This is a genomic window from Maribacter litoralis (assembly GCF_003075045.1).
GTDB lineage: Bacteria > Bacteroidota > Bacteroidia > Flavobacteriales > Flavobacteriaceae > Maribacter > Maribacter litoralis.
In genome coordinates, this window is record NZ_QCZD01000003.1 from 87,168 (window position 1) to 101,006 (window position 13,839).

Genomic DNA, 13,839 nt, shown 5'->3' on the forward strand with positions numbered 1-13,839 from the left:
TTATGGCCTAAGCTGCTATTTTTACATACAATTATCTATTTTGGAGGGTAACACAAAAGTATTTTCGTTTCTATATTTGATTTGAAACTCACCTCTTCTATAGCAGCGGAAAAGAATATTTCATCTCCTTGAGAAAAGCTATACTCCTTACCTCCACAAATTATAGTTCCTTCCCCATAATAAATAACGGCTACAAAAAAACTACCATTAGCTTTCAACGTATGCTCTGCATTTGTGCTTAGGTCTAATTCACTTAACCCAAAACAGTCTGTGTGCGTTTCATTAAATATGCTATTCAAAGTGTGTGTTTCAGACGAATCAACAGCTTGAGGGGTAACTTTCCACCTGCGCAACGCCTCTTCGTAAGAACAGCCATCATAATGAAAACAGTCAAGCATATTTTGCTCACCAACACCTTGATGTATAAGTTCATCTGAAATTTTTAATCCCACAGGAGTCACTTTTTCCACGCGCATAGTATAATCGGTAGGCTCTTGTACTTCCATCAAAAAGCACCCGCTACCTATGGCGTGCGGCACTCCTCCATAAATCATATAGGCATCACCAGGATGCACCTCTATTTTATGTAAGCAATTCAGCATACCCTCTATGTCTTGATTTACGAATAAGGATTCCCACTGCTTACGGGTCACCCCTTCCTTAAAACCCATGTAGATAACGCTCTTCTCACCATTAACCTCCCTCTTGTTCAGCACATACCATGATTCCGTTTTTCCAAAAGTGGAGTTCAACATAGTTTTAGCATACGCTTTATCGGGGTGTACCTGTATCGTTAATCGTTCTTTTGAATCAAGCATTTTGATCAATACACCTGTAGTACCGAACTTATCTGCCAATGCCTTGCCCAAATAAAGTTCTTTGTTAGATGACACTAATTCTTTTAAGGAATAAATACCTGAAGGAGTTTCTACCATAGACAAACCTTCATTCTCCGGTCTTCCATTTCCTCTGGCCGTTACAGTAGACATAATCCATTCTTCGGGCATACAACCATCAACTTCGAGTGCGGCTTTTTTCCATTTATCTATTAAGGCACCACCTTCATAAGTTCTCCAAACCCGGTTTGAAAATTGTTTTAGGGGTATATATGCGTATTGCTGAAAATTAGTATTCATAGGTATGCAATTATTGAATGTTTAGAAATATCAAAAAAACAATGAAAATCAACGTATTGAATTCATCGAGAATTTATAAAAATCGAAAATTAATTGAAATTTCAGAGAGGAAAACCACTCAAATTTAACGAATTATCAATGAATTTTAAGCGAAAAACACATCTTATTGAGCTTAAAAGAATCCTTTTCAAGAAATTGATGTATTTGTTAACAAAATACCCATATCCTCAATATTTATAGGGCTTAAAAGCGGAATTACAAGATTTCAACACAGTAAAAGTTGTTAAAATATAAAAATCTCTTTTTTTAACGATTAAATAACATATATTTGGTAAACCAAATTGGGTAACCAGTTTGGAAAACCAAAATTTACTTAGACTTAAATTAGTATCGAACTTTAAAATTAATCTAAACCCTATGATCAAAATTTAAAAACAAATCACCAATATCACTTTCAACAATCTAGCAAAAAAAGTTTTTTACAACGAATTATTTTACCGCTTAACTTTCTTCCACAGCAAGAGTTATACATAACTGGAAGCAACGTGGGCTCGTAAAATAAGTAGAAATGGAAATTAACTCGATTTTCAATTTTTAAATGCTTTAACCTGACTTCAATAAGTCGAACTTAAATTAACATAACAAGACTACAAATGAATTTAAAAACGAAATTAGCATTAGTGATGATGTTGCTCCTAAACATCTCCTTATTCGCACAAGAAGGGTATACTTTGACCGGTACGGTTACTGATGAAACAAGTATGCCAGTACCTGGTGCTAACGTTGTTATCCAAAATACGACGACAGGTACTTCTACAGATTTTGACGGTAATTACTCCATTACAGTTTCTAATGGAGATGTATTGGAATTTTCATCAATTGGTTATGCCAAAAAAGAAGTTACTATTAACGGACAGCAAACCTTAGACGTTGTTCTTGCAGAAGATGCCAGCCAACTTGAAGAGGTTGTTGTTGTAGGTTATGGTACAGTTAAAAAATCTCATCTTACAGGTTCCGTAGCAAAAATTGATGGCGCAGAAGTTGCCGGTGTTCAAGTTGCTCGTGTAGATGACGCATTAGCAGGTAAATTACCTGGGGTAAGAATTCAAAATCAAAGTGGAGAGCCAGGTTCTGCTCCTAAAATTCAAATTAGAGCAGCTTCATCGGTTTCTGGTGATTCTGACCCGCTTATTGTAGTCGATGGCTTCCCTATTTCAGGTAATTTGGCAACAGTAAACCCTAACGATATAGAAAGTTTAGAAGTATTAAAAGATGCAGCATCAGCTGCAATTTATGGCTCTTTAGGTGCTAATGGTGTAATTTTGGTTACCACCAAGAAAGGAAAAAAAGGGAAAGTAAATTTTAGCTATAACACCTACACTAGTACTTCTAGTAAATATGTTAAGGATATTGAAATGCTAAAGACCGCAGGTGAATGGGCTGAGGATTTACAATCTGGTGACTATGACCTATCTAATACAGACCCTGCTTTATTACAATATAGATTAGATGCCTACACTAATGCCCCTGATGTTATTAGCATGGAAGATTGGCTTTTTAGAAATGGTAGTTCTACCAGCCATGATGTTAGCATAAGCGGTGGTTCTGAAAATATAAAAGCATTTGCTTCTTTAGGATATTTAAATACCGATGGTATTGTTAGAGGTCAAGGTTATGAAAGATATAATGGCCGTATGAACGTTGATGCTAACTTAAGCGAAAAGTTGAAAGCAGGATTAAGCATGAACGGGTTTGTAGGAGACCAAGAAATTGTGCCTTGGGAAATGAGAGATTTGTTAAGAGCTTACAGTATTAGCCCAGTATACCATACTCAAGAATCTATTGACTTCATTCAGCAATTAGATCAAACCAGACAATCTGTTTACGACGCAAGTGTTTTAAGAGGAGAACCAATAGAACAACTTAGCGACTCATTTGACAGTGGCTATAGAGGAATTGGTTTAGACCCAACAAGTATTTATGATCTACAACCAGGCGATGTAGTTCACGATTGGCAATATGGAAGAAACCAAAACGGAATTGGTGGAACTGGTGATGCTGGTGTAGGGTCAAAATTTAACGAATCTAGAAGATTTAAAAAGACCTATTTTGCTAATGCAAGTTCATATCTACAATATGAACTATTAGAAGGATTGAATTTAAAGACTATTTTTGGAGCTGATATTCAAGATACTCAAACTTATGAATATCATGGTCAAGTAACAGATGGTCAACAAAGATCAGACCGCTCTCAGTTATCTAATTCTAGTATTAAAAAATCTACTGTTTTAAGCACAACAACCTTAAGTTACGCAAAAACATTTGCAGAAAAGCACGACATTACTGCTGTGATAGGTATGGAGTTTGTCAACACTTATTATAAAGGTACTTCATCAAATGCTACGAATTTACCATTTGGTTTACCTCTTAATTATTCTTTTGTAAGCCCAGAAGACGTTAACACAACTACAATTGACGAAGAGCAGTCAAGAAGAGGCTTCTTTGGTAGGGTTGCTTATGCCTATGATAATCGTTATCTAATTTCTGCTTCTTTAAGAAGAGATGGTGACTCACGTTTTGGTGAAAATGAGAAGTATGCGGTTTTCCCAGCTCTTTCATTGGGTTGGAATGTAAGCAACGAATCTTTCTTAGAAGATAACGACAAATTAAGTCTCTTAAAATTACGATTTAGCACAGGTTCTTTAGGCACTGCAGCTTTCTTAGGTTCTTACCAATCATTAAGTATCTTAGGTACTTCCCCAACCGCCTTCGGTACAGGGTTTCTAATTCCAGAGGATGTGGCCAACCCTAACTTAACGTGGCAAACTAACACAGAGACAAACTATGGTGTTGATCTTGGGTTTATTAATAACCGTTTTAGGTTAAGTGCAGATTATTATACTTCTGATGTTAATGACATGCTGATCAATCAAAGTATATCTGAAGTTAACGGAACTCCCTCTATCGCCTTAAATCGTGGTGATGTTACAAGTTCAGGTTTAGAATTAGAATTAACTACTAGACTAATTACTTCTGATGATTTCTCATGGAATGTTAGCGCCAACTATTCTACGGTCAATTCAGAAATTACAAGCTTAGGTGCTTTAGATGAATTACCAAGACAAGTTTATGGCGGTCCAAGTGGTAGAGGTGCAGAGTTCAGAAACTACGTTGGTGGCGAAATTGGTGAAATGTGGGGCTATGCTGTAACCAGCGAAGTTGAAACCCAATTTATTAATGACCCTTCAAGAAATATAGGTTTTGGTAGTTCTGAATGGTATGTTGTTGATCAAAACGGTGATGGCGAAATTACTTACGAGGGAGATTATGTTAAACTAGGATCTGCTACTCCAGATTTTTACTGGGGACTTTCCAGTGACATGACCTATAAGAATTTTGATTTTGCTTTCCAGTTTCAAGGTTCGCAAGGAGCAGAGGTTTATAACCTTGACCCAATATACTGGAAATCGCAGTTTGGTGGTAGATTAACAGATGCTTTTGATCCTGATGGTGACCGAATTGCCGATATTGGTCCTAACGCAGGAAAGCATTATGTTGAAACGAGAAATGCACATGGTGCACTTGTTCAAGATGCTTCATACATCGCATTAAGAAACCTCACCTTAGGTTATACTCTAAGCTCAGATTTAACAGAAAGAGTTGGTCTTAGCTCGTTGAGGGTTTATGCTGCAGCAACGAACTTACTTTATATTATGGCAGATAATTACACTTCCTTTAACCCAGAAGGTGTAGAAGTTGAAAATTCTGGCTATGCAGGTCCAACTACTTATGGTTATCAAGAAGGTGCAAGCCCTATCGTAAGAAGTTTCACTCTTGGTCTTAATGTTAATTTTTAAAAAAGAAATGATGACAAATATAAAATCTATATCTATAATAGCCATTTCCATGATGTTGATGATATCATGCGACAATGACCTAGATCAAACACCTCCTGTAGAACTTGAATCTAGTGCTTTAACAAATTTTGAAGGGGTTTTAAATGCTGCTTATTATTATCATACAGGTGTAGTTACACCACAAGCGGTAATGGGAGAATTTAGAGCTGATAATATTACTTTTGATGACGAACCGCCATATCCAGATTTTCATACGTACAATTCTGATTTGGGAGGGTTGGCAGTATCAGAAATATTTTTTCGCCCTTTTTACAGCAATTTGTATAAGTCAATTTTAAGTGCCAATAATGTAATTGACAATTCTGACGATGCTACTCAAGTAGCAGAAGCTCAGTTCTTGAGAGGATTGTCATACTTTAAATTAGTTGTTGCCTTTGGCGATGTTCCTTTAAATTTATCTCCTTCACCTGATTCTGCTGATTTATCGCTTTTAACTAGACAACCGGCTGAAGAAATTTATTCTGAAGTAATTATTCCCGATTTAACTAGTGCAGCAGCTGGTTTAGACAATTCTGGGTTGGCTAATGGACGTGCATCAAAAATTGCCGCTCAAGGCTTATTAGGAAAAGTATACTTGTATCTCAATGATTACCCAAATGCAAAAACTGCACTTGAAAATACAATAAATGCAGCTGCCGGTGCAGGGGTTACATTAGAACCTGATTTTGCCAATGTTGTTGTAGATGAAAGTTCTGAAATTCTATTTGCAACTCAGATATCAAGCTCTATTACCAATTCTGCAAGTGGAACTATTTTTTCCGGATGGTTTCAAGGTGGTGACACAAAAGCAGATGAACAGAATGTAACCTTAAGTTTAATAGATGCATTTGAAGCAAGTAGTAACACTGGTGGCGGCACAGACCTAAGAGAGGAATTAACAATCGATGTTGCATCTAGAAAAGGTGTAAAATATGCAGGTGGTCTTGACCAAGATTATATTGAATTGAGATTATCTGATGTTATACTAATGTATGCAGAAGCACTAAATAAAACTGGAGCACCAGCATCTACAGTTCTTCCTTTGTTAGACCCTATAAGAACAAGAGCAGGTCTAACTAGTTTAACAGGTACAGCAACCACTCAAGCCGAGGTTGAAGCGGTTATTGCTCAAGAAAGAAGATTAGAATTGGCTTTTGAAGGCCATAGATGGTTTGATTTAGTTAGAACTGGCACTGTTGATGCCACGATGGGACAAACTATTGATAGTAATTATTATGTATTTCCAATTCCACCGTCTGAAATACTTGCTAGTGATGGTGTAATTACACAAAACCCAGGGTACTAAATGATATAATTAACGAAGTTGTTTGAGTTGGTTTTTTAAAGATGGCTGGCTTTTGAGATAGCCAGCCCATCTTTTCCTTTAAAACTAAAGAAGTTCTGAACATTAGACCGACGAAAAATTTGTTTATACAGTTATTTTTATAAATTTGATAAACCAATCTGGTTAACCAATTTTTTCGTAATTAATAATGTGAACTATGAAGATAGAAATCTTAACAAGAAATGAGCATAAGGAACTTCACAATACAATTATTGCCAAAATAAGAGATTTAATAATTGTTAAAAATCTTGAACCGGGCGACAAGTTGCCTTCTGAAAGAATGCTTTCGGAAAAATTTGAAGTAAGTAGAAACAATGTTCGTGAGGCTATACAAAAACTAGAATTCTATGGCATACTGAAATCAAAACCACAAAGCGGAACGTTTGTGGCAGACATTGGCCCCGTGGCCATGAAAGGTATGATGAACGATATTCTTGCTTTAGAAGACCCAGATTTTAAATCGCTGGTAGAAACAAGAATACTCTTAGAACTTAAAACAGTAAGATTAGCCGCTAAAAGAAGAACTGATGATGATTTGGCAAAAATGGAAGAAGCTTTAGAATCATACAAAGAAAAAGTACTGAATAACGAAGATGCCGTACAAGAAGATTTGCTTTTTCATTTAGCTATTGCACAAGCATGTAGAAATAGTACCATCAATAGAATGATGTTGATTATTACACCAGAAATCATCAACAACTTTGAAAAATATCATGTATGTGATAAGGATCAAGGTCCAAAAAGAATAAAAGAGCATCAAAATATTTTTAATGCTATAAAAGAACAAGATACTCAACTAGCAAAACAAATGATGAAAGATCATTTCAACGAGCTATATAAGTATTGTTACAATATTTAAAGGATACAATTTATCCATTTAACCAACTGAATGAAAATACAAGGGCATTTGAGCAACACCCTCAAAAGGCTAAATATTATCATCGACAAGCAATAACCAATTAAAATAAAGAATTATGAAAATTAGGGGTTTACGATGGTGGGTTATCGCTTTAATTGCATTAGCGACTATAATAAATTATATAGACAGACAATCTATAGGTGTACTTTGGCCGGATATAGCCGAAGACCTTTTTCCTGAAAGCACCAACGACGAACGCAAAGAAATTTTCGCAACCATATCGGTGGTGTTTATGTTCGCATACGCATTCGGTCAAGCTATTTTCGGTAAAATTTTAGATTGGGTAGGTACTCGTATTGGCTTTGCATTATCCATTGGAGTTTGGTCTATTGCAACTGCCCTACATGCTTTAGCAAGAGGAGTTTTAAGTTTTGGTTTCTTTAGAACCATTCTAGGAATCGCTGAAGCCGGTAACTGGCCAGGAGCTGCAAAAGCCAACGCAGAATGGTTTCCTACCGAAGAAAGAGCATTTGCACAAGGTTTATTTAATTCTGGTGCTGCTGTAGGTGGTATAATTGCAATACCTGCCATAGCTTTTATGACGGTTTACTTTAGCTGGCAAATGATATTTGTAATCGTTGGACTCCTAGGATTGTTATGGTTAATACCTTGGTTGATTTTAGTAAAAGCTCCTCCAAAAAAACATCCTTGGATTTCAGAGGAAGAACGTAATTATATTTTAACAGGTCAACAAAACCAAGATATCGATAATGATGGTACTCATGATGAAGGATATAACCCAGATACCGGAAAATTACTATCTCACAAACAAAGTTGGGGTGTAATTATAGCCTCTGCAGCAATTGACCCAATTTGGTGGTTGTTCGTAGTATGGATTCCAATATACCTTAACGAAGTATACGGTATGGATGTTAAGACAATTGGTATCTACGGATGGGTACCTTATGTTGGAGCAATGCTAGGCGCATGGTTCGGCGGCTTGTTTGCACAGAATCGATTAAAAGCGGGTTGGAGCGTAGATAAAACAAGAAAAATTATTATTACGATTGGTTGTCTTATTATGTTACCAAGCTTATTGGCAATGGCAAATCCAGGCGGACCTACCACAGCTGTTATCATAATGGCGCTAATATTATTTGGTTTTCAAACTGCTATCGGAAATGTTCAAACTTTACCAAGTGATTTCTTTGGAGGTAAAACAATAGGAACATTATCTGGTATTGCCGGTATGGCAGCAAAATTAACAGCTGCAGCGCTAATTTACCTTGTACCATGGTTAACGTCAGGTGGAAATTACACACCAGCTTTCGTCATTGGAGCAACAATGGCAATAATTGCCCTAGCAAGTATCTGGATTTTATGTGGTAAAATAGAACCCTTAAAACAAAAATAACTAAGCATATAATTTTAATTAAAGTAAATAACAAAAGTAATGAGTGAGTCAAACGGAAAAATAGCAGTAGTAACAGGAGCAACTGGAGGTATCGGATTTGAAGTTGCTAAAAGATTAGGACAAGATGGGTATACGGTTATCTTAAACGGAATAGATGACGAAGCCGGTGCTCAAAGAATTAAAGAACTTACTGCAGAAGGAATTTCCGCAGAATACTTAGGTTTCGATGTTACCAACGAAGAAGCTGTAACCAAAAACATTAAAGCAATTGGTGAAAAGTATGGTAAAATAGACACATTGGTTAACAATGCTGGTGGATTAGGTGGTAGATCTCGTTTTGAAGAAATGACTACAGAATTTTACAGATCAGTTATGGCGTTGAATCTTGATTCTACTTTCTTTGCTTCAAGAGCTGCAATTCCTTATCTTAAAAAAGGTGAGCACCCATCAATTATCAACTATACATCTAATGCAGGGTGGACTGCTGGTGGACCTGGAGCTGGTATCTACGGTACGTCTAAAGCAGGAGTTCACGCAATAACTAGAGCCTTGGCAAAAGATTTGGCAGAATATGGTATTAGAGCAAATGCAGTATCTCCTGGTACTATAGACACTCCTTTCCATGCACAGATCAAAGCTACTAAACCAGAAGTATTTGCTTCATGGGCAAACAATATCATGTTAGGTAGATTAGGACAACCAGAAGATGTTGCTGGTGTTGTTTCTTTCTTGGCCAGCAAAGATGCTTCTTTTATCACCGCAGAAACTATTCAAATTGGTGGTGGTCAAGCATTAGGAATTTAATAGGAAAACTATTTTTTTATATATCAAAAGCGTTATCGTTATTTACGATGACGCTTTTTAATTTAGATGAATCCCTAACGATCAATTGAGATTCTAAAATAATTTTATTCAACGTCTGCTTTACAACTTCTTTTTCAATATAGCTTAAAAATGTTTCGGCAGCCAACCTTCCAATTTGTGCACTATGTTGACTAACACTGGTTATGGAAGGGGTCACCAAAGATGTGAACGGTTCATTTCCAAAACCTACAAGTTTTATATCTTGGGGAACCTTTATATTTTTTTCCTTTAAAACCTGCAAAGCTCCCAAAGCAGCATAATCACTGGCAACATACACAGCATCCGGTCTGTTTTTTAGAGCTAATAACTTTTCAATTTGCAATCTTCCATCATCCAAAGTTAAACCGCTTTCAATAAGTAATTCGTCTTCTGTAGGTAACTTATGTTTCTTAATTGCATCGACATAGCCGCGTATTCTGTTATTGAAAATTCTTGTTCTTCTAAATCCGCCTATATGTGCAATGCGTTTACACCCTTGGCCGACTAAATGATCCACGATCATATGACTACTTTGATAATCATCAATACCAACATAATCCACATTTAGGTCATTCTCACCCCTATCGAACAAGATCAACGGAATACCCTTAGATTTAATTTTCTCATAATAAGAAAGATCAACGGTTTCATTGGCCATAGAAGCAATGATGCCATCAACTTGAGTATATAAAAGTGCATCAATATTCTTACACTCTTTTTCAAATGACTCGTTAGACTGGGTGATAATAATATTATACCCGGCCTTATTAAGAACTTCCTCCATATTTTCGACTACCGACGAAAAGAAATTACTATTCGTTCTTGGCACGATAACCCCTACCAAATTACTTTTTCCTTTTCGTAAGGCACTTGCCAAATGATTAGGTTGGTAATTTAATTCTTCAGCGACTTGCTTAACGGCTTTTTTCGTCTTTATACTTATTCGCGCATCGTCATTTAAAGCTTTGGAAACCGCTGCGGTAGAAATATTCAAAACATTAGCAATGTCTTTTAAAGTTGTTCTTTTTTTATTCAATTACTTTATATATATTTGTTTAATCGATTAACCAAAAGTAAGACTTTAATTGAAGTAAACAAAAAAGGTCTATTTTGGTTATTTTTTACCTAAAGTGGTTAATCGATTAAACAAACGATAATTTAGTACATATAAAACTTAATAAACAACATGAAAAAAGTAGTAACATTCGGTGAAATAATGCTTCGTTTAGCACCACAAGGATTTTTAAGGTTTTCACAAGCCAATAATTTTGATGTAGTATATGGTGGAGGAGAATCTAACGTTGCTGTTTCATTAGCTAATTATGGTGTTCCTGTAGATTTCGTAACACGTTTACCTAAGAATGACATTGGTGAATGTGCCATGATGGAAATGCGCAAAAGAGGCGTTGGTGTAGATAAAATTGTATACGGTGGTGATCGTTTAGGTATTTATTTCCTAGAAACGGGAGCGGTATCTAGAGGTAGTAAAGTTGTTTACGACAGAGCTCATTCTGCCATTGCAGAGATAGAATCTGGAATGATCGATTGGGATGCTGTTTTTGAAAATGTAGAGTGGTTTCATTGGACGGGTATTACACCGGCCATTTCACAAGGTGCCGCAGATGTTTGTTTAGAAGCTGTTAAAGCTGCAAGTGCAAAAGGTATTACGATTTCAACGGATTTAAACTATAGAGCTAAACTTTGGACATACTGTGATGATGCACATAGAGAAAAAATAATGGCTGGTTTAACCGAGTATTGTGATATCATTTTAGGGAACGAAGAAGATGCTGAAAAGCATTTTGGAATTCACCCAGAAGGACTTGACGTACATAAAGATGGTGCCGATGTTAAAGCGGAAGCTTTTTTATCTGTATGTAAGCAGATGATGAAGAAATTCCCTAAAGCGAAAAAGGTAATTACAACATTAAGAGGTTCTATATCTGCTTCTCATAATACATGGGCAGGTGTTCTTTGGGACGGAAATAAAATGTACGAAACCCGCCAATACCAAATTACCGATATCGTTGATCGTGTAGGTGGTGGAGATTCGTTCATGGGAGGTTTGATTTACGGATTATTAAAATACCCAGAAGATGATCAAAACGCACTTGACTTTGCAGTTGCAGCATCTTGTTTAAAGCATACTATTAAAGGTGATGCCAACCTAGTTACCGTTTCTGAAGTTGAAAAACTTATGGGTGGTGATGCCTCTGGTAGAGTTGCAAGATAAATAGAACATAACCTATACTTCTAAAACCAAAAAAATGTCGAAAAAATCTGTTTTAATCCTTTGTGGCGGTGGTCCTGCTCCCGGTATCAATACCGTTATTAGTACTGTTGCGAAGGCATTTTTAAAAGATGATTATCGCGTTTTAGGTTTGCATGAAGGTTTTAAGGGAATTTTTAATGAAAATCCGCAAATAAAGGAATTTGACTTTTTCCATGCAGATAGGATTTTCAGTAGAGGCGGCTCAACATTAATAATGAGTCGTTTTAAACCTAAAAATGAAAAACTAAACACTAACCTGTTTATTGATAACAATGTAAAGCTGTTGGTAAGTATAGGTGGTGATGACACCGCCTCTACCGCCAACAGAATTACTGGTTATTTAGAGAAAGAAGGTATTTCTATTGCTAATATTCACGTACCTAAAACCATTGACAACGATTTACCGTTACCGGATAGAAACCCAACATTTGGTTTTCATTCTGCAAAAGATGAAGGTGTACGTATAGGGAACACTACTTATGAAGATGCACGTACAAGCCAAAACTGGTTTGTTATGTCTACCATGGGTAGGTCTGCAGGGCACTTGGCTTTTGGAATAGCGGCAAGTTGCCACTTTCCAATGATGATCATACCAGAAATGTTCGATCGTACTTCTATCACCTTTGATAAAGTGGTACGAATGGTAATTTCTTCAATGATCAAACGTAAAATTGAAAATATCCATTACGGCGTTGCCCTAATAAGTGAAGGTGTATTTCACAATATGCCCGATTCAGAATTAAAAAAGTGCGATATTAATTTCACATATGATGACCACGGGCACCCAGAATTAGGCAATGTAAGCAAAGCGCATATTTTTAATATGCTCGTTCAAAAAAAATTAAAAGAATTAGGTATTCATATTAAAAGTAGACCCGTTGAACTGGGTTACGAATTACGCTGTTGCAGACCTATTGGTTTTGACCTTACACTTTGTACGGTTTTAGGTCTAGGCGTAAAAAAATTATTCGATGAAGGCAAAAGTGGCTGTATGGTCACTGCAAATTCTAGAGGTGAAATAACCCCTTTGTTCTTGTCTGAAATACAAGATGAAAATGGTAAAATTGCCCCTAGATTGGTGAAAATTAATTCAGAATTGGCAGAATTATGCTTTCAAAATTTATTTTATGTAGGCGAAGGTGATTATGATGATGCAAAAAAATATGTTGACAACCCTTCAGACTACGATTTCAACAAAATTTTAACCGAGAAATAAAAAACAAATGGCACAATATTCAAGAATTGAAGTAGCAAATGTAATGAAGGAATCGGGTATGGTACCTTTGTTCTACCACCCAGACATTGAGTTAGGTAAAAAGATTTTACAAGCTTGTTATGATGGTGGTGCACGTTTAATGGAATTTACCGCTCGTGGCGATTTCGCTTTCGAAGTGTTTTCTGAATTGAACAAGTACGCTATTAAGAACTTACCTGGTATGATTATGGGTGTAGGATCTATCACCGATGCTGCGGCAGCTTCTTACTACATGTCAATAGGTGCAAATTTTATTGTGACACCATCTTTAAGAGAAGATATTGCAATTGTTTGTAACCGTAGAAAAGTATTATGGTCTCCTGGTTGTGGTTCATTGACCGAAATCAACAAAGCCGAAGAAATGGGCTGTGAGATTGTAAAATTATTTCCTGGTTCTCTTTACGGACCTGGATTTGTAAAAGGAATTAAAGGACCTCAACCTTGGACAAGTATTATGCCAACAGGTGGTGTAAGTACAGATGAGGATAACTTAAAAGGTTGGTTCGATGCCGGTGTAACCTGTGTTGGTATGGGATCAAAATTAATTAGCAAAGATATTTTAGCTAATAGAGATTACGCAGGGTTAGAAGCTTTGGTTAAAGAGACCTTAGCAACGATTAAAAAATTAAGATCATAAAGTATAGAGGCAGCACACTAAGTATCACAACTATATTTAGAACTGTCTTTTAAAAGTGCATATTTAAGTTGTTAGTTGGAAAAGGGCATTAAAATCATGGCAATACGCCAGATTTTGTGCCCTTTTTATTTTAAACCGAAAGAAAGTCTACGCTCAATGAATAGATTATTGGCTATCAACCT

Annotated in this window: 10 protein-coding genes; 8 read left to right on the forward strand and 2 right to left on the reverse strand. The window is 36.3% G+C overall.

Going from position 1 to position 13,839, the window contains the following annotated elements:
• Positions 1–35: 35 nt before the first annotated feature.
• Positions 36–1,136 carry a type I phosphomannose isomerase catalytic subunit gene (locus DCS95_RS11860; protein ID WP_116771017.1) on the reverse strand — a complete coding sequence of 367 codons (1,101 nt, stop codon included), beginning with the start codon at positions 1,134–1,136 and terminating at the stop codon, positions 36–38.
• A gap of 653 nt (positions 1,137–1,789) precedes the next feature.
• Between DCS95_RS11860 and DCS95_RS11865 the strand changes: the two genes are divergently transcribed.
• The 5 genes from DCS95_RS11865 (at position 1,790) to DCS95_RS11885 (ending at position 9,454) form a co-directional block, all read left to right on the forward strand.
• Positions 1,790–4,993, forward strand: coding sequence for a SusC/RagA family TonB-linked outer membrane protein (locus DCS95_RS11865; protein ID WP_116771018.1), 3,204 nt, complete (start codon positions 1,790–1,792; stop codon positions 4,991–4,993).
• Between the two features lie 7 nt (positions 4,994–5,000).
• Positions 5,001–6,338: a RagB/SusD family nutrient uptake outer membrane protein gene (locus tag DCS95_RS11870; RefSeq protein WP_244178451.1), complete on the forward strand. Its 1,338-nt coding sequence runs from the start codon at positions 5,001–5,003 to the stop codon at positions 6,336–6,338.
• Between the two features lie 196 nt (positions 6,339–6,534).
• Positions 6,535–7,236 carry a FadR/GntR family transcriptional regulator gene (locus DCS95_RS11875; protein ID WP_116771019.1) on the forward strand — a complete coding sequence of 234 codons (702 nt, stop codon included), beginning with the start codon at positions 6,535–6,537 and terminating at the stop codon, positions 7,234–7,236.
• Positions 7,237–7,351: 115 nt separating this feature from the next.
• A complete protein-coding gene (locus DCS95_RS11880) occupies positions 7,352–8,650 on the forward strand; it encodes an MFS transporter (protein ID WP_116771020.1) in 1,299 nt (432 codons plus the stop codon).
• A gap of 39 nt (positions 8,651–8,689) precedes the next feature.
• Positions 8,690–9,454: an SDR family NAD(P)-dependent oxidoreductase gene (locus DCS95_RS11885; protein ID WP_116771021.1), complete on the forward strand. Its 765-nt coding sequence runs from the start codon at positions 8,690–8,692 to the stop codon at positions 9,452–9,454.
• Positions 9,455–9,470: 16 nt separating this feature from the next.
• On the opposite strand, the gene DCS95_RS11890 is transcribed toward DCS95_RS11885, so the two are convergent.
• A complete protein-coding gene (locus tag DCS95_RS11890; RefSeq protein WP_116771022.1) occupies positions 9,471–10,529 on the reverse strand; it encodes a LacI family DNA-binding transcriptional regulator in 1,059 nt (352 codons plus the stop codon).
• 150 nt (positions 10,530–10,679) lie between these two features.
• Here DCS95_RS11890 and DCS95_RS11895 point away from each other — a divergent pair, with 150 nt between their 5' ends.
• Genes DCS95_RS11895 through DCS95_RS11905 form a run of 3 tightly spaced genes read left to right on the forward strand, consistent with a single transcriptional unit; the run spans position 10,680 to position 13,657 of the window.
• Positions 10,680–11,726 carry a sugar kinase gene (locus DCS95_RS11895; protein WP_116771023.1) on the forward strand — a complete coding sequence of 349 codons (1,047 nt, stop codon included), beginning with the start codon at positions 10,680–10,682 and terminating at the stop codon, positions 11,724–11,726.
• A gap of 34 nt (positions 11,727–11,760) precedes the next feature.
• Positions 11,761–12,981: a 6-phosphofructokinase gene (locus DCS95_RS11900; RefSeq protein ID WP_116771024.1), complete on the forward strand. Its 1,221-nt coding sequence runs from the start codon at positions 11,761–11,763 to the stop codon at positions 12,979–12,981.
• 7 nt (positions 12,982–12,988) lie between these two features.
• Positions 12,989–13,657 carry a bifunctional 4-hydroxy-2-oxoglutarate aldolase/2-dehydro-3-deoxy-phosphogluconate aldolase gene (locus tag DCS95_RS11905; protein WP_116771025.1) on the forward strand — a complete coding sequence of 223 codons (669 nt, stop codon included), beginning with the start codon at positions 12,989–12,991 and terminating at the stop codon, positions 13,655–13,657.
• Positions 13,658–13,839: the final 182 nt, after the last annotated feature.

Coding starts and splice junctions, on each gene's coding strand:
- DCS95_RS11860 (WP_116771017.1), bottom strand. CDS start 1,136: ATGAATACTAATTTTCAGCAATACGCATATATACCCCTAAAACAATTT.
- DCS95_RS11865 (WP_116771018.1), top strand. CDS start 1,790: ATGAATTTAAAAACGAAATTAGCATTAGTGATGATGTTGCTCCTAAAC.
- DCS95_RS11870 (WP_244178451.1), top strand. CDS start 5,001: ATGATGACAAATATAAAATCTATATCTATAATAGCCATTTCCATGATG.
- DCS95_RS11875 (WP_116771019.1), top strand. CDS start 6,535: ATGAAGATAGAAATCTTAACAAGAAATGAGCATAAGGAACTTCACAAT.
- DCS95_RS11880 (WP_116771020.1), top strand. CDS start 7,352: ATGAAAATTAGGGGTTTACGATGGTGGGTTATCGCTTTAATTGCATTA.
- DCS95_RS11885 (WP_116771021.1), top strand. CDS start 8,690: ATGAGTGAGTCAAACGGAAAAATAGCAGTAGTAACAGGAGCAACTGGA.
- DCS95_RS11895 (WP_116771023.1), top strand. CDS start 10,680: ATGAAAAAAGTAGTAACATTCGGTGAAATAATGCTTCGTTTAGCACCA.
- DCS95_RS11900 (WP_116771024.1), top strand. CDS start 11,761: ATGTCGAAAAAATCTGTTTTAATCCTTTGTGGCGGTGGTCCTGCTCCC.
- DCS95_RS11905 (WP_116771025.1), top strand. CDS start 12,989: ATGGCACAATATTCAAGAATTGAAGTAGCAAATGTAATGAAGGAATCG.